Genomic DNA, 18,895 nt, shown 5'->3' with positions numbered 1-18,895 from the left:
GCCAGCCCCGTGAGCGCCAGCCCCGCCACCATCGCGGACGCCATCGCCGTGCTCGAGTCCGCCTACCCGCCCCGACTCGCCGAGAGCTGGGACTCCGTCGGACTGGTCTGCGGCGATCCGGCAGCCCCCATGCGCCGCATCCTGCTGTGCGTGGACGTCACCGCCGCCGTCGTGGAGGAAGCGATCGAGCAGGGCGCTGACCTCATCGTGGCCCACCACCCATTGCTCCTGCGCGGTGTGGACACCGTCGCGGCGAGCACTCCGAAGGGCGCCCACATCCACCGGCTCATCACCGCTGGCTGCGCGCTATATACCGCGCACACCAACGCGGACTCGGCGAGCCCCGGGGTGTCCGACGCTCTCGCCGAGGCGCTGGGCCTGCGCACCGAGGGCCCCATCGCGCCGAAGCCGAGCGCGCCCCTCGACAAGTGGATCGTGTTCGTGCCCATCGAGGACACGGCCGCGGTTGCCGAGGGCATGTTTGCCGTCGGCGCCGGGGAGCTCGGTGACTACCGCGAATGCGGCTGGCGCGTCACCGGTACCGGGCAGTTCCGTCCAGTGGGGGGCGCCAATCCGGCGATCGGGGAGATCGGCGAGCTCGAGCGCGTCACCGAGGACCGCCTCGAGGTCGTCGCCCCTCGCGTCAAGCGTGAAATGGTCCGCGCGGCCCTGCTCGAGGTGCATCCCTATGAGGAACCGGCCTACGACGTGCTCGAGCATGCCTCCCTGGACTCGTCGGAAGGCCTCGGCCGGGTGGGCGAGCTGCCTGAGCCGGAGACCCTGCGCGAGTTCACCGAGCGGGTTGCTCGGTCGCTGCCCGCCACGGCGTGGGGCGTGCGCGCCGCCGGTGACCCCGACCGGATCGTGCGCCGCGTCGCTGTCTGCGGCGGAGCGGGCGACTCCCTGCTCGCCACGGTCGCACGTCTTGGCGTCGATGCGTATGTCACCTCCGACCTGCGCCATCACCCCACCGACGAGAACCTGCGGGCAGGCGGCCCGGCGCTCGTCGATGTCGCGCACTGGGCCAGCGAGTTCCCCTGGTGCGACCAAGCGCGCCAGCTGCTCGACGCAGCACTGGCAGCACGCGGAGTGGCCGTTTCCGTCACGGGGCTGCGCACCGACCCCTGGACCGTGGCAGCGGCCGCGCCGCTCTGACCAATGGCGACCGTGAACGCAGCGGAAGAGCCACCACCGAGGCGGTAGGGTAGTGCGATTAGCCAGCACTGAACGACCACCGAGACCTGAATAATGGAGCACAGAGACGTGAACGCGGAACCCCAGACTCAACTTAGGCTCCTCGACCTCGCTGCAGTGGATGCCGAGATGCTGCGGCTGAGGCACCGGCGCCGCACCCTGCCCGAGGACAAGGAGCTCGATCGTCTCGCTGAGGAGCTCCGCGCCCGCAAGGACGAGGCAGTGGGCAAGGAGATCAGGCTCGATGACCTCGACCGCGACATCAAGCGCCACGAGAAGGAACTCGCCCAGGTCCGCATGCGCGAGGAGAAGGACACTGACCTGCAGCGTGGCGGTACCTTGCCGGCGAAGCAGCTCACCGAGCTGCAGCATGAGCTGGACAGCCTCGCGCGCCGCAAGTCGATCATCGAGGACGAGACCCTCGAGGTGATGGAGCAGCGCGAGGCAGCGGAGGCCGACCTCCAGCACGCCGGGGCGCAGGTCTCCCACGTCGAGTCGCAGATCGCCGAGGTCAAGCGCCATCGCGATGAGGCGCTCGCGGACATCGAGACCGCGGAGCGGCGCTGCACCACCGATCGCAACGCCATCGCGGGTTCCTTCCCCGCGGACCTGCTCGCGCTCTACGACTCGCGCGTGCGGGCAGGCGGGCTGGGCGCGGGCGTGCTCAACGGCGGCAAGTGCGGGGCATGCCGCATCGAGCTCGACCGCGGCGAGCTCGCCCGCATCAACGCTGCTCCTGCCGAGCGGGTGCTGCAATGCCCGGAATGCGATGCCATCCTGGTCCGCAAGTAGCGATCCGCGAGGCAGGCGATGAGCAGCAGTAGGCCCGCGGGCCACGACAGGGTCATCCTGGAAGCGGATGGCGGATCGCGCGGCAACCCAGGCCCCGCCGGTTTCGGGGCCGTCGTGCGTGACAGTGCCACCGGCGACGTGCTTGCCGAGCGGGACGAGTACATCGGTACGGCCACCAACAATGTCGCTGAGTACCGGGGCCTGATCGCTGGCCTCGAGGCTGCCGCGGAGTGCGGCGCGCGCATCGTCGAGGCGCGCCTGGACTCGAAGCTGCTCGTCGAGCAGATGTCGGGCCGCTGGAAGGTCAAGCACCCGGACATGATCCCCCTGGCGCGCCAAGCCCGGGACCTCGCGGTCCGCTTCGAGTCGGTGAGCTACACCTGGATCCCGCGCGCCGAGAACAAGCACGCGGACTCGCTGGCCAACCGCGCCATGGACCGTGGTGCCGCGCCGCGCGAGACCCGGACCGGCCCCGGTCCGAGCAGCGCCGGATCCAGCAGTGCTGACGAGAAGCCTGCGGAGCCCGCGGGTCCCGCTCCGGCGAGCGCCCCTCCGGCCGGGTGGAACCGGGCCACGGGGGATCCCACGCGACTCCTGCTGATGCGCCACGGCCAGACCCGGCTCTCGGTGGAGCGCCGCTACTCCGGGCGCGGTGATCACCCGCTCACCGCGGAGGGGGAGCGGCAGGCCGCTGCTGCGGCGCAACGCATGGCCCGGCAGCGGGGCCGTATCGCGGCGGTCGTGTCCTCCCCGCTGCAACGGGCGCGATCCACCGCCGCTGCGGCCGCGGACGTGCTGGGCCTCGAGGTGCAGGTGCACGAGGGACTGATCGAGACGGACTTCGGCGCCTGGGAGGGACTGACGTTCACGGAGGCCTCGCAGCGCGATCCCGACCTGTTCGAGCAGTGGCTCTCGGATACCTCGGTGGCGCCGCCGGGTGGGGAGAGCTTCGATGTGGTGCACCGGCGCGTGCGGCGGGCGCGCGATGAGCTGATCGCCGCTCATGGCGGCGCGAACGTGCTCGTGGTGAGCCATGTGACGCCGATCAAGACGATGCTGCGCATGGCACTGGATGCGGGGCCGTCGCTGCTGTACCGGCTGCATCTCGATCTTGCCTCGCTGAGCATCGCCGAGTTCTATCCCGATGGGGGAGCCTCGGTGCGGCTGGTCAACGATACGAGCCACGCCTGGTCCTGATCAGCTGCCGGTTCGCGGATGCGGGGCGGGGTGCGCCGACGGGCTATGGTGGTGGTGGACGAGTCAGCTGGGCGATCGCGTCGGGAAGGACTGCCACCATCATGGTGGTGTGCTTCCTGCCGAGGAAAGTCCGGACTCCGCAGAGCAGGACGGTTGCTAACGGCAACCCGGGGCGACCCGCGGGAAAGTGCCACAGAAAACAGACCGCCGCCCGGCATGGCCGGGCTGGCAAGGGTGAAACGGTGCGGTAAGAGCGCACCAGCATCCTGGGTGACCAGGGTGGCTTGGTAAACCCCGTCCGGAGCAAGGCCAAAGGTCGCATCCTGGTGGTGCGGCTGCACGAACGCTCGAGGGCTGCTCGCCCGAGTTCGTGGGTGGGCTGCTCGAGGCACCCGGCAACGGTGTGCCCAGATGGATGATCGCCGCCCCTGCCCTCGTGGCGGGGCACAGAATCCGGCTTACATGCTGGCTCGTCCACCCCTTGCTTGCATAGACAGATGTCTATATTCTGACGCTTGTATAGACATCTATCTATGGAGTGAGCATGAGCGAGCTACCTGTCCTCGTCATCGGCGCCGGCCCCATCGGGCTTGCTGCCGCAGCGCGCCTCGCCGAGCGCGGAATCCCCGCCCTCGTCCTCGAGCGCGGCACCACCGCCGGCTCCGCGGTCGCCGAATGGAACCACGTCCGGTTGTTCTCCCGCTGGGGAGAGCTCATCGACCCCGCCGCGCGCGAACTCCTCGCCCGCACCGGCTGGGACGAGCCCGACCACGATTCCTACCCCACCGGCCAGGACTGGACCACCCGCTACCTCCAGCCGCTCGCCCAGGCGCTCGGCCCCGATGTGGTCCGGACCAGCACCACCGTCACCGCCATCACCCGCCAATCCCGCGACCGCGTCGTTGACTCCGGCCGCGACACCGCACCCCTCGTCGTCCACGCGACCAGCAGCACCGGCGCCACCGAGCGCATCCTCGCCCGCGCCGTCATCGACGCCTCCGGAACGTGGCACCAGCCCAACCCGCTCGGCACCGAGGGCATCCCCGCCATCGGTGAGACCTCGGCCCGCGACCGCATCCACTACCGCATCCCTGATCTCACTGACCCCGCCGAGCGCGCCGCACTGCTCGGCAAGCACATCGCCATCGCCGGCAGCGGCCATTCCGCGCTCACCGCGATCGGTCTCCTCGCCGACCTCGTGGCCGAGGACCCCGCTACCACCATCACCTGGGTCCGGCGCCGCGCCAGCTCGCAGCCCGAGCCTGGTGCCACCGATGAGCTGCCGCAGCGCGGCGCCCTCGGCATCCGCGCCCGCGACGCCGTCGACGCCGGGCACGTCCAGCCCCGCACCGGGTTCCGCGTCACCGAGATCATCAGCACCGACGAGGGACTATCCCTGATCAGCGACGACGGCCAGCGCCTCGACGGGGTCGATACCGTCCTCGCGCTCACCGGGTTCCGGCCCGACCATCGCATCACCAGCGAGATCCGCCTCGACCTCGATCCGGTCCTCGAAGCGCCCCGCGCGCTCGCGCCACTGATCGATCCGAACGTGCACTCCTGCGGCACCGTCTACCCCCACGGGCACCGCGAGCTTGCCCATCCCGAGCAGGGATACTTCATCGCGGGCATGAAGAGCTACGGGCGGGCACCCACGTTCCTCGCGCTCACCGGCTACGAGCAGGTTCGCAGCATCGTCGCCGCCATCGACGGTGACCTCGCCGCCGCGGAAGCCGTCGAGCTGACCCTGCCCGAGACCGGGGTCTGCGGTGGAGCGGGCCTGTTCGACGACCCTGACGCCGCGAGCTCCGGAGGATGCTGCTCCGCGCCACCGGCCCCGGTGGAGCTCCTCGCGATGCCCACCATCGGAGTGCGCCCGTGAGGATCTGCACCGAGCAGTTGCGCCAACCGTTTCAGCCGCGCAGGCTGCCGGTGAACAGCATCGCCTTGTAGGTCTCGTTCGTGGCCGTGTTCCACTGGCTCACCGACACCGTGAACGCATCCAACGTGGAACCCGGCACGATGTAGCCGCCATACAGCTGTGCCACCTTGCCCGCCGCATGGTCCTCGTCCTCCCACCCGCAGCCCGTCAGCAACGTCAGCTTTCGGGCCTCGAACAGATTGTCCGTGGGATGGTCGAGGACCATGGCGCGCAGCGCGTACGCCGAAGCATCGAACCAGACGAGCACATACTTGCCGTCGATCCGGCGCAGGCACATCTCGCCCCACGCGCCATCGAGCACGGGCGTCGGCGGATTGCCCCACTGCCAGCCGGTCTCCGGACGGAAGCCCCACGACTCCCAGCGGCCCGGTCGCAACAACCCATCGGTGGGCACCCGATGCAGGAACAACGGCTTGTCCCGCTGGAAGCCCGAGCTGAATACATACACATGATCATCGCCCGCAGCACCCTCGGCCCAGGTGATCAGCTGCATCGTCCCGCCGTGATGGTCGCCCGGCCACGCCGCGCGGGTCCGCTTCCACCGCTCGCCATCCCGCGACGCGAAGATCCGGGACTCCGTCACGTTGTGCAGCCCGGCGTTGCGCATCGCCCACAGATAGGTGGTGCCGCCCACCGTCATCGCATCAGCCGGTAACCACGTCACCCCGCGATGGTTGCTCTCCCGGATCAGCCTGCGTGCATGCCTGCGGCCTGCGCACGAGCAGAAATCAACAGCACGGCCGCCCGCGCGCTCATCGCCGGGACGCCACAGTGGCGAGCGCAGCAGCACGGGCGAGCGCCAGTGCCCGGTGCCCGGGCCGAGGCCCGAGAACGTATCGCCGAAGATCCAGCCCAGTTCTTCGCCACCGGGCAGCTCCACCGGGATCCCCAGATCAGTGCCCACCACGCCAAACTGCTCGCTCGAAGTACCGGGGCCCGTGAGGTCACACACCTTGCTCAGTCGTGCCATGCCCGCACCGTACCCGCGCACCGGCAGGATCCGCCGCCCCGCTGCCCCTGCCGAGGACGCGACCTGCCGCACCGTGCCCGCAACCGAAGCGACGCGGCGTGCCAACGGCCTCATCGCCGCCCCATCCGATCGAGCACCCAGCGCGGCGCATCGCGCAGCGACCGCCATCCGCGCTCGAGGAAGCGGCGCCATCCTGCAGGCAGAGCCGCACCATCCGGGGGAGCAGGGGGCTCCGGCAGAGTGGGTGCCGGGACAGGCGGCATCGGAGCAGGCTGCGCTGGGAGGCCCTCACGCAGCCCCGCCGCCCAAGTACCCGGGCCGATCAAGCCTGTCGGCTCCCACCCATTCGCTTGCTGCACCGCCCGCGCGGCCACCGCGGTCGCTTCATCCCACGCACCGGTCACCGGCACGCCCACCGACTCCTGCCAGTGCCGCAGGCCCGCCCGCCACAACGGCCATTCTGAGGGATGCTGCCCGGATATCGACTCGTCCGGACCGTCCAGCGGGCCGAAGTAATACCCGGACGGCAACGGGAACACCGACTGATCCGATGCCGGGATGCCTGCTCGGATGCGTTCAACGATCCGCCCCACCTCGGCACGGAACACATCCATATCGAAGCCTGCGGGATCGATCTTGCCCTCCGCGCTGTACTCCTTGTGCCCCACCACATTCCTCACCGGGAAACCGGCCTGCACCACCAGCACCGCGCACCCCCGCGCGTACGCATCTAGCTGCTCCACGGTCCAGTCATAGCGCCCCTGGGAATCCGGGCGGCCCGAGCTCACCGCCTCGATGCCCAGCACATGGAAGTTCGCGTTGTTCGCAGGCCAGCCAGGCCAGTTCCCGCGGCCCGCATGCCAGCACACCCCCGCAGCGATCACGCGAAACGTGCCATCCTTCTCCAGCACTAGGTTCGACAACGGCCCCGGCAGATCGGGGCGCCCCTCGAGCACCACGCGCCAATCATTCGGCGTGCCACCCGCCGTGTGATGCGCCATCACCCCGCGGATGTCCCGGAACGCGCCATGCCCCCTCGTGCGCCACCCATCATGCTCGATGGTCCGCAAGCCCTCGGCCCGCAGCGCATCGGCCAACCACGTCACGTTCCCCACCCAGGCCATGCCTCCCGAAACCTCCCCGCGTGGCAGCAATATCGTCCGGTCCACCATCATGCCTGCGTGCCCCGACAAGATGCACTCCGGGCGCGGGTCCCCGTGCCCGCGAGTGTGCGAAAAGCGACAGAAAATGTGCGGTGGCCTGTCGTAATTCGCACTCTCGCGACAGGCCCGGGCACTTCCACGGCGAGATTGTCACGGTAGCCGGTGGAGCTGAAGAACCAGCGACGGATGAAGCCCCCACCGCAGCGGCTCGTGCGGCACACTGGTGTCATGAGCGATGACAACGAATGGTTCTACTGCGTAGCAGATGGCACGGTCCGCCGCGGCAAGGAATCCCGCGGCCTCGAGCGCATGGGCCCCTACCCGGACGAGGCCACGGCACGACGAGCGCTCGAGATCGCGCGGGAACGCAACAAGGCCGCCGACGAGCAGGACAAGGAGTGGCGGTAGCCGCCGAAGCCAGCGCGACGGGCACCCCCAGTTGCAACGCGCAGCGGGGCGCCTGGGCGCTGCGGCGGGAGCCAGGGTTCGCGCTTAGTTCACTGTGTCGCCCCGGTAGCTGAGGCCGAAGCTTCGGCCTCCCTAGATGCCCATGCTTCCACAAGCTCGACCAAGGATCTGCGAGCGAAAGTCACCAAATGTCCGATTTCAGGGGCTGTTTTGTTGACTTTCACTCGCAGATTTCCCGGCGCAGAACCAGTCCGATGCGGCGCAGAACCAGCCAGCACCCGGTCCGCCTCTTCCCCGCCCCGCCTACAGCTTGCGCACTGCCTTGCGGAGCTTCTTCCAGGCCTTCTCGAAGCGTGCCTCGGCGATGTCGGCGAGCGCTTGCTCGTACCCGGCGAGGCGCGCTAGCTCGGTGGGGGAGACGCCGAGCGCGGCGGCGCGCCCGGAGTAGTCGTCGAGCAATGCCCGGGTGATCACGCCATCCTGGTGCTCGCCGAGGATCTCCTGAACATCCTCGGCGGCGTCCCGCACGCGCTTGATGCGCTTGAGCGGCTTGCGGCCCACGTGCTTCTTGCTGGCGAGCTCGGCGGCGTAGCGCAGCCGCTTCGATCTCTTGCGGACGGTGTGCAGCAGCGGGTCGCGTTCGTCCTGGGTCGCGGCCGCTGCCGCCTCGCGGACTTGTCCGCGGGCGCGCCGGAACAGGCGCTGGAGCGCTGCGGCGATGATCTCGTCCGCGCCGGCTTCGGCCTTGCTGCTGAACGACTCGGCGCTGAGCATCGAATCGAGCGAGGAGAGCAGCGCGAAGTACCGGTCGGAGCGGAGTGCTTCGACGACGGCGGCGAAGGCATCATCGAAGGCTTCCTGCTGCGCGCGCAGCAGGCTCTCGCGAGTCGTGGCCGTGATGGTGCCAGCGGGCTGGTCGTCGATCACGCTAGCGAGACGCAGCTGCATCACCTCGGCGTCGCGCGCTTCGCCGAGCACCTTGGCGAGCCATTTCAGCTCGGCCTCCACGGGATCGGTACGGTCGCGGTCAAGGATCGCCCGGTACGCGCGGAGAACGCTGCGCATGCGGCGGGCGGCCACGCGCATCTGGTGGATCGCATCGGGGGCGTTGGCACGGACGAGGGGATCGTGCACGAGGAATGCCGCGCGGTGAGTGCGCAGGGCGTTCACGGCGAGCGCGCCAGCCGAACCGCGAGGGAACCGGGCCTCCGCAACCGCATGCTCCGGAGCGGCTGCATCAGCGTCCTCAGTCTCGGTTCCAGCCGGTGTGTCCTCCAGCGGGCCGATGGTGCGGGCGAGCTTGGACGGGCTGGGCGAGTCGTGCGCGCCCGCGGCGAGGAGGCGCTCGCGGATGGCGGCGAGCAGCTTCTCGTCGCCGGTGATGAGCTCTGCCTCCCATTCCCGCCAGTGCGTCTCGTGGCGATGGCCGGGGCGCACGGAGAGCCCCGTGACGTGGTCATCGGTGACCTCGGCGAGCGCGGTGCCGTCCTTGCCGATGAGCGTCGTGGTGGACCGCTGGTTGACGATCACGGCGATGGGGAACAGTTCCTGCCCGCGAACATGGACCTGGATGTGGTCGATGAGGTCGCTGGGCGGGCCCGAGGCGAGATCGGTGAGCGGCGAGTGGATCTCGCGCCGCGCGCCCTCGCTGGCGGGCAGCTTGAGGTGCCAGCCCGCGTCGCTCCCACCCGTGCGGTGGCGCAAGGTGATGCGGGCCCGCGACAGGGCGAGCGTGGGGGTGTCGAAGTAGGTGGCGCTGAGCTGGGCCCGGTCGGGGCCTCGTGCTTCCGCGACGCGCTTGACGGTGTCGAGCCGGGGGAACGTGATGTCGATCCCTGCCTCGAACTTCAGTTCCCGCTCGATCGATTCCGTCACAGTCATGCGCGCCTCCTCTATTCGGGCAGCCCCACGAGGGCCGAGGCGATCGATTCGATCTCCAGGTAGTCCATCACATTCGACCGTACGCCGGGGCAGGCCGACTCGAGTGCTTCGTCGACCGCGCCCCGGTTGCTGGCGAGCGCGACGAGGTCGACCTGGTTGCGGCTGGCCCAGTCGATCACGAGCCCGTTGAGGGTGATGCGCCCGATGGTGCGCGTGTAGGTCCGCATCTCCTGCCCGCGCTCATCGAGGTCGGTGCACAGCTCCGAGGCGTCCGGCAAGGCGAAACCATTGGTGGTGCCTGGGGCGGTGCCGGTCGCGGGTGAGGGAGTGGTGGTGGCGGGATCGTTGGTATTGACCTCCACGGAGCAGCCGCCGGCGGCGAGCGCCATGGGCAGGATCGCGGCGGCGAGCATTCGATGATGGCGCATGGGGCCTCCTACGGCGTGGGGGTCGGTGGACGAGTAATTGCTAGTCGTCGAACGTGTGCTCGGGCCCGGGGAACGACCGATCGCGCACCGCTGCGCCGTACTCGCGGGCCGCATCGCGCAGGACGGTGCCGACATCGCCGAACCGGCGGACGAACTTCGCGGTGCGTCCCCCGCTCATCCCGGCCATGTCCTGCCAGACGAGGACCTGCGCGTCGCACTCGTTGCCCGCTCCGATCCCGATGGTGGGGATGGCCAGGGACTTGGTGATGCTGCGTGCATGGACCGCGGGAACCATCTCCATGACCACGGAGAATGCGCCCGCTGCCTGCACTGCCTCGGCGTCCGCCATGAGTTGCTCGGCACCGGCGCCGCGGCCCTGGACACGGAATCCGCCGAGGCTGTTAACCGATTGGGGAGTGAACCCGATATGAGCCATCACGGGGATGCCGGCGACCGCGAGGGTCTCGATCTGCGGCGCCATGCGCTCGCCGCCCTCGAGCTTGACGGCATGCGCCCCGCCCTCCTTCATGAAGCGGATGGCGCTCTCCACGGCCTGCTGCGGCGAGACCTCGTAGGACCCGAACGGCAGGTCCGCGACGACGAGGGCATTCGGCGCGCCCCGCACGACGGCCCGCACCAGCGGGATCAGCTCGTCTATGGAGATGGGCACGGTCGTGTCATAGCCATAGACGACGTTGGCGGCGGAATCGCCGACCAGCAGGACCGGGATACCGGCCTCGTCGAAGAGGCGCGCGGAGGGGAAGTCATAGGCGGTGAGCATGGGCCAGGCCTGCCCCTCCGCCTTCCACGCCTGCAAGTGGTGGATCCGGGTGCGGGCCCGCTTGGGGGCTCCGGCTGCCGCGGCGGCGCCGTACACCGGGGTCTCGGGCGATGTGCTCGTCATGGATGTCCCTTCGCGCCTCGAGGCCCGGCCAGCGGGTCCCCGGGATTGGTGTGGTGACACCTCACAGTCTGCCACTGCCGTGACCAAACCTCCGCTGCCCGCACCGGATGTGACATGGATTACGGATAGGGCACCGTTGTGGCGCGCGTGGTGGCGCGGGGCGGGGCCGTGGCACGATTCTCGGCATGGTCCTCGGCACTGTCCCCGAAAAGCTCCGCTCGAGACGGAGCGTGGCGCCGTGGCGGCGGCGCGTTGTCGTTGCTGCCGCGCTCGGCACGGTCCTCGGCATCGCGAGCACCGCGTGCGCCGAGCCCGCGGGCGGTGGTCGCGGTCTTGAGCCCTTCTCCGGCCAGTCCGTCGAGTGGGGGGACTGCGCGGGATTCGCGGAGGATCCCGCCACGGCCAGGCAACTTGAGTCTGGAGGGTTCGAGTGCGCCCGCGTGACGGTGCCGGTGGACTACGACGATCCCGATGGTGCTACCGCGGAGCTCGCGGTGACGCGGCTGGCCACCGCTACCAGCAAGATCGGTTCGCTGCTGGTCAATCCGGGCGGGCCGGGCGCGAGCGGCATCGGCACGGCCGCGAACCTCGCATCGGTGTGGCGCGGGACCGAGCTCGCCGAGCGGTTCGACCTGGTGAGCTGGGATCCGAGGGGCGTGGCGGCCTCCACGCCGTCCGTGCAGTGCCTCGCCGGGCCGGAGATGGACGAGTACCGCCGCCTCGATCACGTGGACATGTCCGCGGAGGGCATCGCGCGCGCGGAGGCGGACATGCAGGGCTACATCGATGCCTGCGCGGAGCGCTCGGGCATGGAGCTGCTGGCGAACGTGGGCACGCGCGAGAACGTCGAGGACCTCGACATGCTCCGCGCGGTCCTCGGCGATGACCAGCTCAACTACCTCGGCTATTCCTACGGCACCTATCTCGGGGCGCGGTACGCGGAGCGGTTCCCTGGCTCAGTGCGGGCGCTCGTGCTCGACGGTGCCGTCGATCCAGGGATGGACCTCGGGGAAGCGATCGTCCGGCAGGGGGAGGGCTTCCAGCGCTCGTTCGATGCGTTCGTCGCGGACTGCGCGACCCGTCCCGAATGCCCGCTCAGCGATGATCGCGACGTGGCGATCAAGGACTTCCGCGCCCTCGTGGACCCCCTCGCCGACACTCCGGCCTGGACGTCGGACGGGCGCGGGCTCGGCTACAACGACGCGATGTCGGGCGTCATCCAAGCGCTCTACTCGCCCCAGATGTGGCGGCTGCTGCGCTCGGGCCTCATCGAGCTCGGCGATGGCATCGGCGACACCCTGCTGCTGCTCGCTGACATCTACGAGGGCCGCGCGGACGATGGCACCTACTCCAACTCCACGCCCGCGTTCCACGCCGTGAACTGCGTCGACACCATTGCCGTCACTGATCGCGACGAATGGGGCCAGTACGACATGCGCTACCGGTCAGTCGCACCGTTCGCCGACGACGGACGGGGCACGGGCAACGCGCCCCTCGACATCTGCGCGTTCTGGCCGGTCGATCCCACCAGCAAGCCTTCGCGGCTCGACATCCCCGGTTCGGTGCCGCCGACGCTCGTCGTATCCACAACCGGCGATCCCGCCACTCCCTACGAGGCCGGGGCCGAGCTCGCCGCGCAGCTCGGCGGCCGCATGCTCACCTACGAGGGCGACCAGCACACCGTCGTTCTTGGCCTCGACGAGTGCATCGACACGCACGTCACTCGCTACCTCGTGGACCTGCGCCTACCGCCAGAGGGCGAGCGCTGCTAGCGGATTCGGGTGTGCCGGGGCCGTCAAGTGATAACCTCGCCGGTATGGATCGCCAGAAGGAATTCGTGCTTCGCACGATCGAGGAGCGCGACATCCGGTTCGTCCGGCTGTGGTTCACCGATGTACTCGGCTACCTGAAGTCGGTGGCGATCGCCCCGGCGGAGCTCGAGGGTGCCTTCACCGAGGGCATCGGCTTCGACGGCTCCTCCATCGAGGGCTTCTCGCGCGTCTCCGAGGCCGACACCGTCGCCAAGCCTGACCCGTCGACGTTCCAGATCCTGCCGTGGGTCCACAAGGACGGCAAGCCCCACACCGCTCGCATCTTCTGCGACATCACCATGCCTGATGGCTCGCCCTCCTGGGCCGATCCGCGGCACGTGCTGCGTCGCCAGCTCAACAAGGCCGGGGATCTCGGCTTCACCTGCTACGTCCACCCGGAGATCGAGTTCTTCCTGCTCAAGGACTCTCCCGAGGACGGCTCCGAGCCACTGCCCGCGGACAAGGGTGGCTACTTCGACCAGGCCGTGCACGACACTGCCCCCAACTTCCGTCGCCATGCCATCGAGGCACTCGAATCGATGGGCATCTCCGTCGAGTTCAGCCACCACGAGACCGCGCCCGGGCAGCAGGAGATCGACCTGCGCTACGCCGACGCCCTGTCGATGGCCGACAACATCATGACCTTCCGGTACGCGGTCAAGGAGGTCGCTCTGCTCGAGGGCGTGCATGCCTCGTTCATGCCGAAGCCCTTCAGCCAGCAGGCCGGCTCGGCCATGCATACCCACATGAGCCTGTTCGAGGGCGACAACAACGCGTTCTTCAATCCTGATGATCCGATGGAGCTGTCGGACACCGCGAAGCACTTCATCGCCGGCATCCTCACCCATGCCAGCGAGATCAGCGCCGTCACCAACCAGTGGGTCAACTCCTACAAGCGGCTCATCCACGGCGGCGAGGCACCCACCGCGGCATCGTGGGGGAGGGCCAACCGCTCGGCGCTCGTGCGCGTGCCCATGTACACCCCCAACAAGGCCGGCTCCCGCCGCATCGAGGTCCGCAGCCCCGATTCGGCCTGCAACCCCTACCTCACCTTCGCCGTGCTGCTCGCCGCCGGGCTCAAGGGCATCGAGAAGGAGTACGAGCTGCCCCCCGAGGCCGAGGACGACGTGTGGTCGCTGACCCGCGCCGAGCGTCGCGCCATGGGCTACCGGGAGCTTCCCGGCAACCTCGACCAGGCGCTGCGCGAGATGGAGAAGTCCGAGCTCGTCGCGGAGGCGCTCGGCGAGCACGTGTTCGACTTCTTCCTCCGCAACAAGCGTGCCGAGTGGGAGCAGTACCGCAGCCAGGTCACCCCGTTCGAGCTGAAGACCTATCTCTCCCTGTAAGAGGTTTCCCGAGATGAGAGGTTCCGCGTGATGGCCCGGCCACCGCTCGGCCGATCCTTGATTCCCGGTCCAGCGCGCCTCGGCATGGTCGATTCGCAAGCCTCCGACCGCCTTGCCTCGCTGGGCTGGGACCGCGACGAGGACATCGATCTGCTGTGGGCCCTCTCGCGCGCCCCGGACCCTGATCGTGCCTTGCTCGCCATCGACCGGCTGCGCGATGCCCTGCCCGACGAGTGGTCCGAGCTCGATTCGGCGCTGCGCGAGGACACGGGCCTGCGCGGACGACTGTTCAGCGTCGTCGGGTCATCCTCCGCCCTCGCTGACCATCTCATTGCCAGGCCCGAGCTGTGGCACAAGCTGCGTGGCCAGTACCTCGACCTGCCCGATGCCGAGGGGCTGCGCGCCAACATGCTCGCCGCTGTCGACGCAAAGCCCGAGCCGATCGAGGGAGTCGACCCAGCACGGTCACTGATCCACCGCGCCACCACCACGGGGCACGCCGCGATCCCGGCCTTGCGCAATGCCTACCGCGATGAGCTGTTCCTCCTCGCCGCCGCCGATCTCGCTGCGACGGTGCAGAACGAGCCGGTCCTGCCCTACACCTCGGTGGTGCGCCACCTCACCGATCTCGCCGATGCCGCGCTCACCGCGGCCCTCGCGGTCGCCGTCGCCACGGTGTGCCCCGACAAGCCTTGCCCATCCCGGCTGGCTGTGATCGCGATGGGCAAGTGCGGGGCACGCGAGCTCAACTACGTCTCCGACGTCGATGTCATCTTCGTGGCCGAGCCTGCCGACAGCACCTCGACCCGGCTCGCCAGCGAGCTGATGCGCATTGGCTCCGCCGCGTTCTTCGAGGTTGATGCGGCCCTGCGCCCCGAGGGCAAGTCCGGCGCGCTCGTCCGCACCCTCGACGCTCACATCGCCTACTACAAGCGGTGGGCGCACACCTGGGAGTTCCAGGCCCTCCTCAAGGCCCGCCCGATGACCGGCGACATGGAGCTCGGCGAGCAGTACGTGACCGCGCTCAACCCGATGGTGTGGATCGTCTCCGAGCGCGATGACTTCGTCGACAACGTCCGCAAGATGCGCCGTCGCGTCGAGTCACTCATCCCCGACGACATCCGCGACCGCGAGATCAAGCTCGGATCCGGCGGGCTCCGCGACGTCGAGTTCGCCGTGCAGCTGCTCCAGCTCGTGCATGGACGCGTCGACGACACCCTCCATGTCACCGCCACCACCGAGGCGCTCACCGCGCTCGCCGCCGGCGGCTACATCGGCCGCGAGGACGCCGCCAACCTCACCGCGTCCTACGAGTTCCTCCGGCTGCTCGAGCACCGGCTCCAGATGCAGCGGCTCTCGCGCACCCACACCCTGCCTGCCTTCGACAACGCTGAAGCGCTGCGGTGGCTCGCCCGAGCCGCGCACATTCGTCCGGACGGCCGGACCGACGCCGCGGGCATGCTCATCCAGGACATCAAGCGCAACATCTCCCGAGTGCGGCGCATCCACACCAAGCTGTTCTACCGGCCGCTGCTCGAGTCCGTCTCCAAGCTCGACACCGACGCGCTGCGCCTCACCGAGGACGCGGCCATCCGCCAGCTCGGTGCGCTCGGATACTCCGCGCCCCGCAACGCGCTCGGCCACCTCCAGGCACTCTCTGGCGGCGTTACCCGCAGCAACCGCATCCAGGCGCTGCTGCTGCCCACCCTGCTCGACTGGCTGAGCGATACGCCCAACCAGGACGCGGGCCTGCTCGCCTACCGGCGCATGTCCGAGGAGCTCCGCGACAAGCAATGGTTCCTGCGCACCCTCCGCGACGAGGGAGCAGCGGCCCGTCGGCTCATGCATATCCTCGGCTGCTCCGCCTATGTGCCCGAGCTGCTGCTCCGGGCGCCCGATGTGCTCCGGCTCTACGCTGATGGCGCCGACGGCCCCAAGCTCGTGAGCACCCACCCCGACGATGTGGCCAAGGGGCTGATCGCGTCCGCCGCGCGGCACAGCTCCCCCCAGCGCGCCATCGCCGCCGCCCGCTCGCTGCGCCGCGCCGAGCTCGCGCGGGTCGCCTCCGCGGACATCCTTGGAATGCTCTCCGTGCCCGAGGTGTGCCACGCGCTCTCCTCGGTATGGGTGGCAGTGCTCGAGGCCGCGCTCGGTGCCACCATCGCCTCGAGCGTCGAGGAACGCGGCGAGCCGGCGCCAGCCCGCATCGCTGTCATCGGGATGGGGCGCCTCGGTGGGGCCGAGATCAGCTACGGCTCCGACGCGGACGTCCTCTTCGTGTGCGATCCGCTGCCCGGCATCGATGAGACCGTCGCCGTGAAGTGGGCCACCAGCATCGCTGAGACGCTGCGCAAGCACCTCGGCGCCCCGAGCACCGATCCGCCGCTCGAGGTCGACACCAACCTCCGGCCGGAGGGGCGCAGCGGCCCCATGGTGCGCACCCTTGCCGCCTACGATGCCTACTACAGCCAATGGGCCCAGACATGGGAAGTGCAAGCATTGCTGCGCGCCCACCAGGTCGCGGGCGATCAGGAGCTCGGACTCGAGTTCCTGCACATGGCCGACAAGATCCGCTATCCCGAGGGGGGCGTCTCGAACGAGGCTGTGCGCGAGATCCGCCGCATCAAGGCCCGCATCGACTCGGAGCGGCTGCCACGCGGCGCGGACCCCAAGACGCACACCAAGCTCGGCCGTGGTGGCCTCGCCGATGTCGAGTGGACGGTGCAGCTGCTGCAGCTGCAGCACGCTCACGAGCTGACCAGCCTCCGCAACACCTCGACCCTCGAGGCGCTCGAGGCGATCGCCGCCGAGGATCTCCTCAGCGAGGAGGACACCACGCTGCTGCGGGAGGCATGGATCACCGCGACCAAGGTGCGCAATGCGCTCGTCCTCGCCCGCGGCAAGCCTTCCGACCAGATTCCCAGCGGTGGCTCGGACCTGCGCGCCGTTGCCTATGTCTCGGGATGGCGGGGCGACCCAGGTGAGTTCGTCGAGAACTACCGGCGCATCACCCGCAGGGCCCGCACCGTCGTCGAGCGGGTCTTCGGAAGCTGAGCCCCGGCCTCCCGCGAAAGCTCAGGGCCTCACGCGGCCTAGGGCTTCGCCGGGGGCCGCTTTCCGCTTCCCGGCGGAGTGGGGGGAACAGTCTTGCCGCGTGACGGCGGCGTCACCTCGATCGGTGGCTCAACCAGGTCCTCGCGCGCACCGTTGGGCCACGCCACCCTCGGGAAGCGGGGGCGTGGCAGGCGAGCCGCGAGATCGGTCAACGGCTCCGCGGCCTCGGTGATGTAGCGGGAGGCCGATTCGATGCGGGCCAGCGGATCCTGCAAGCCCTCGATGGTCGGCGCGATCGCCACCATGTTCTCGAGCAGGGCGAGCATCCGTTCCGCGAGACCGTTCTCCATCACGATCCGCTCCACGAAGCCCCCCGACTGGAACACCCGATCGATCATGCCGTCGGGCGCGAACGCCGAGTCCACGATGCCACCATCCTGGATGGCCTTGCCCAGCGGGCGCTCCGGCGACGTTGCCGACGTGATAGCGCGCAGCAGCGCGACCGGGCCGTACGGGTTGGAGAGCAGTGTCATGACTTGCTCGGCCACGCCGTTCTTGCCCACGACCACGTCAGCCATGTCGATCAGGCCGTTCTCGCGCCGAAGTGGCCCGTCCGGGCGTACCCACTGGCTCGCCATCACCGTGACCCGCACGCCAACGATGCTCGCGCGAACCGGCAACAATGCGACATCCACCAGCAGCATGCCCCCAGAGTACTGGGTCTTCGAGGGCACGCTGGGCAGCATGGCACGCTCGCCGCGGACTGGTCGGCGCTGGTCCAGCAGGCCGTGCCTGGATTGGCTCGCGAGCTCGGTCGAGCGCCGGGTGCCCGGGGGCATCGATGGCAGGTGGCGGCCGATCAGGCCACTCTTGCGCGGCGGAGGCAGGATCTCGGGCTCCGGGCTGCGGAAAACGTGCCGGAACGGCGACACGGCAAGACCCCCAAACATGGTGATGGCACGATCGATCGGCGCGCTGCGAAGCAGGCACGCCCCAGTTTAGTGCCGGAATGGGGCTAGCGGCATCACGGGCACGCCCCGGTGCCCCGCGCGGCTGAGCCCTGGCTGGCAGAAGGGCGTTGCTCGCGCTATTGCGCGGGTGCTGCCCATGGTGTGATCAACGTCGCATGCCGCTGGTGGCTAGCGGTCCGGCCGTGCTCCGGGCGCGTCGGGTGCCCGCTAGAAACCATGCTGAACTGCTTGTTTGTTACCGTATCTTGATCATGATCCGGCAGTCGCGCTTGCTGTAGCTAGCGTCAAACGGTCGAAAATGTCCCTTCAGTGGACAAAAACGTGGAGGCTGTCTAGCCGGGGAACGCGCCAACCCTTATAGTCAAATCCACAAGCTGCTTCGGCATCGGGGCCGAGCACACCAACACGATGAGGTGTTATCTCGTATGACCACATCACTGAATCAGGACTCGACGGTCGAGGCCGTCGACACCAGCGCGGAGGAGCTCCAGCGCTGGCGCGACAAGAAGAAGCTGCTGTGGATCTTCTCGCTGGTCCCTGCGTCCGCGGTGTTCCTCGCGGTCGGGCTGGTCGAGCTCACCGGCTGGGGATGGCTCTACTGGGGCGGCCCCATCATCGTGTTCGGCCTGATCCCGCTGCTCGATATCGCGTTCGGCGCTGACGGCCAGAACCCGCCCGACGAGGTGATGGACGAGCTCGATCAGGACAGGTTCTACCGCTGGGTCACCTACGCCTACATCCCGCTGCAGTACATCGGCTTCGCGGTCGCCATCTACCTTTGGGCCACCGGCAACCTCTCCGTCTTCGAGAGCATCGGCCTGGCCACCACGGTCG

The 18,895-nt window shown here is 69.2% G+C and carries 14 protein-coding genes, 1 other RNA gene and 1 pseudogene; 10 read left to right on the top strand and 6 right to left on the bottom strand.

Going from position 1 to position 18,895, the window contains the following annotated elements:
* Positions 1-9: 9 nt before the first annotated feature.
* From FXO18_RS11845 to FXO18_RS11825, 5 genes are all read left to right on the top strand, one after another.
* Entirely contained in the window at positions 10-1,155 is a 1,146-nt protein-coding gene (locus FXO18_RS11845) for a Nif3-like dinuclear metal center hexameric protein (protein ID WP_235900663.1), read from the top strand.
* A gap of 108 nt (positions 1,156-1,263) precedes the next feature.
* The gene (locus tag FXO18_RS11840) at positions 1,264-1,986 is read left to right on the top strand and encodes a zinc ribbon domain-containing protein (protein WP_149361350.1); all 723 of its coding nucleotides are present in this window, start codon (positions 1,264-1,266) and stop codon (positions 1,984-1,986) included.
* Between the two features lie 18 nt (positions 1,987-2,004).
* Positions 2,005-3,183: a bifunctional RNase H/acid phosphatase gene (locus FXO18_RS11835; protein ID WP_149361349.1), complete on the top strand. Its 1,179-nt coding sequence runs from the start codon at positions 2,005-2,007 to the stop codon at positions 3,181-3,183.
* Positions 3,184-3,242: 59 nt separating this feature from the next.
* An RNA gene (gene rnpB / locus FXO18_RS11830) (RNase P RNA component class A) lies at positions 3,243-3,660 on the top strand.
* Between the two features lie 67 nt (positions 3,661-3,727).
* The gene (locus FXO18_RS11825) at positions 3,728-5,065 is read left to right on the top strand and encodes an NAD(P)-binding domain-containing protein (protein WP_149361348.1); all 1,338 of its coding nucleotides are present in this window, start codon (positions 3,728-3,730) and stop codon (positions 5,063-5,065) included.
* A gap of 31 nt (positions 5,066-5,096) precedes the next feature.
* Here FXO18_RS11825 and FXO18_RS11820 read toward each other — a convergent pair whose 3' ends face one another.
* Complete coding sequence (locus tag FXO18_RS11820; protein ID WP_149361347.1) at positions 5,097-6,095, bottom strand: DUF4185 domain-containing protein; 999 nt, start codon at positions 6,093-6,095, stop codon at positions 5,097-5,099.
* A 110-nt stretch (positions 6,096-6,205) separates the two neighbouring features.
* On the bottom strand, positions 6,206-7,201 hold the full coding sequence (locus tag FXO18_RS15965) for a peptidoglycan recognition protein family protein (protein ID WP_235900638.1): 996 nt from the start codon (positions 7,199-7,201) through the stop codon (positions 6,206-6,208).
* 285 nt (positions 7,202-7,486) lie between these two features.
* Between FXO18_RS15965 and FXO18_RS11810 the strand changes: the two genes are divergently transcribed.
* Positions 7,487-7,666: a hypothetical protein gene (locus FXO18_RS11810; RefSeq protein ID WP_149361346.1), complete on the top strand. Its 180-nt coding sequence runs from the start codon at positions 7,487-7,489 to the stop codon at positions 7,664-7,666.
* Between the two features lie 303 nt (positions 7,667-7,969).
* Here FXO18_RS11810 and FXO18_RS11805 read toward each other — a convergent pair whose 3' ends face one another.
* The 3 genes from FXO18_RS11805 to panB are packed head-to-tail and all read right to left on the bottom strand — an operon-like array spanning position 7,970 to position 10,879.
* Positions 7,970-9,547 (bottom strand): CYTH and CHAD domain-containing protein, encoded by a 1,578-nt coding sequence (locus FXO18_RS11805; protein WP_149361345.1) that lies wholly within the window; start codon positions 9,545-9,547, stop codon positions 7,970-7,972.
* 11 nt (positions 9,548-9,558) lie between these two features.
* Complete coding sequence (locus FXO18_RS11800) at positions 9,559-9,975, bottom strand: hypothetical protein (RefSeq protein WP_149361344.1); 417 nt, start codon at positions 9,973-9,975, stop codon at positions 9,559-9,561.
* Positions 9,976-10,015: 40 nt separating this feature from the next.
* Entirely contained in the window at positions 10,016-10,879 is an 864-nt protein-coding gene (gene panB, locus FXO18_RS11795; RefSeq protein ID WP_149361343.1) for a 3-methyl-2-oxobutanoate hydroxymethyltransferase, read from the bottom strand.
* A gap of 185 nt (positions 10,880-11,064) precedes the next feature.
* Here panB and FXO18_RS11790 point away from each other — a divergent pair, with 185 nt between their 5' ends.
* The 3 genes from FXO18_RS11790 to FXO18_RS11780 are packed head-to-tail and all read left to right on the top strand — an operon-like array spanning position 11,065 to position 17,090.
* Entirely contained in the window at positions 11,065-12,651 is a 1,587-nt protein-coding gene (locus FXO18_RS11790; RefSeq protein WP_149361342.1) for an alpha/beta hydrolase, read from the top strand.
* Between the two features lie 44 nt (positions 12,652-12,695).
* On the top strand, positions 12,696-14,036 hold the full coding sequence (gene glnA, locus FXO18_RS11785; protein ID WP_149361341.1) for a type I glutamate--ammonia ligase: 1,341 nt from the start codon (positions 12,696-12,698) through the stop codon (positions 14,034-14,036).
* Between the two features lie 30 nt (positions 14,037-14,066).
* On the top strand, positions 14,067-17,090 hold the full coding sequence (locus tag FXO18_RS11780) for a bifunctional [glutamine synthetase] adenylyltransferase/[glutamine synthetase]-adenylyl-L-tyrosine phosphorylase (RefSeq protein ID WP_149361340.1): 3,024 nt from the start codon (positions 14,067-14,069) through the stop codon (positions 17,088-17,090).
* Between the two features lie 38 nt (positions 17,091-17,128).
* Here the strand turns inward: FXO18_RS11780 and FXO18_RS11775 are convergent, their stop codons facing one another.
* On the bottom strand, positions 17,129-18,040 hold the full coding sequence (locus tag FXO18_RS11775) for a hypothetical protein (protein ID WP_149361339.1): 912 nt from the start codon (positions 18,038-18,040) through the stop codon (positions 17,129-17,131).
* A gap of 446 nt (positions 18,041-18,486) precedes the next feature.
* On the opposite strand from FXO18_RS11775, the pseudogene FXO18_RS11770 reads away from it, so the two are divergent.
* A pseudogene (locus tag FXO18_RS11770) lies at positions 18,487-18,895 on the top strand (alkane 1-monooxygenase); the annotation flags it as partial.

Origin of the sequence: Lolliginicoccus suaedae (assembly GCF_008312885.1) — a bacterium.
Classification (GTDB): domain Bacteria; phylum Actinomycetota; class Actinomycetes; order Mycobacteriales; family Mycobacteriaceae; genus Lolliginicoccus; species Lolliginicoccus suaedae.
Note: the sequence above shows the minus strand (reverse complement) of the source record. Positions and strands in the feature narration are given on the sequence as shown.

Bases quoted from the DNA above. Each gene is read 5' to 3' on its own strand.
- FXO18_RS11835 (WP_149361349.1), top strand. From the start codon at position 2,005: ATGAGCAGCAGTAGGCCCGCGGGCCACGACAGGGTCATCCTGGAAGCG.
- FXO18_RS11825 (WP_149361348.1), top strand. From the start codon at position 3,728: ATGAGCGAGCTACCTGTCCTCGTCATCGGCGCCGGCCCCATCGGGCTT.
- FXO18_RS11820 (WP_149361347.1), bottom strand. From the start codon at position 6,095: ATGGCACGACTGAGCAAGGTGTGTGACCTCACGGGCCCCGGTACTTCG.
- FXO18_RS11810 (WP_149361346.1), top strand. From the start codon at position 7,487: ATGAGCGATGACAACGAATGGTTCTACTGCGTAGCAGATGGCACGGTC.
- FXO18_RS11805 (WP_149361345.1), bottom strand. From the start codon at position 9,547: ATGACTGTGACGGAATCGATCGAGCGGGAACTGAAGTTCGAGGCAGGG.
- FXO18_RS11800 (WP_149361344.1), bottom strand. From the start codon at position 9,975: ATGCGCCATCATCGAATGCTCGCCGCCGCGATCCTGCCCATGGCGCTC.
- panB (WP_149361343.1), bottom strand. From the start codon at position 10,879: ATGACGAGCACATCGCCCGAGACCCCGGTGTACGGCGCCGCCGCGGCA.
- FXO18_RS11790 (WP_149361342.1), top strand. From the start codon at position 11,065: ATGGTCCTCGGCACTGTCCCCGAAAAGCTCCGCTCGAGACGGAGCGTG.
- glnA (WP_149361341.1), top strand. From the start codon at position 12,696: ATGGATCGCCAGAAGGAATTCGTGCTTCGCACGATCGAGGAGCGCGAC.
- FXO18_RS11780 (WP_149361340.1), top strand. From the start codon at position 14,067: ATGGCCCGGCCACCGCTCGGCCGATCCTTGATTCCCGGTCCAGCGCGC.
- FXO18_RS11775 (WP_149361339.1), bottom strand. From the start codon at position 18,040: ATGTTTGGGGGTCTTGCCGTGTCGCCGTTCCGGCACGTTTTCCGCAGC.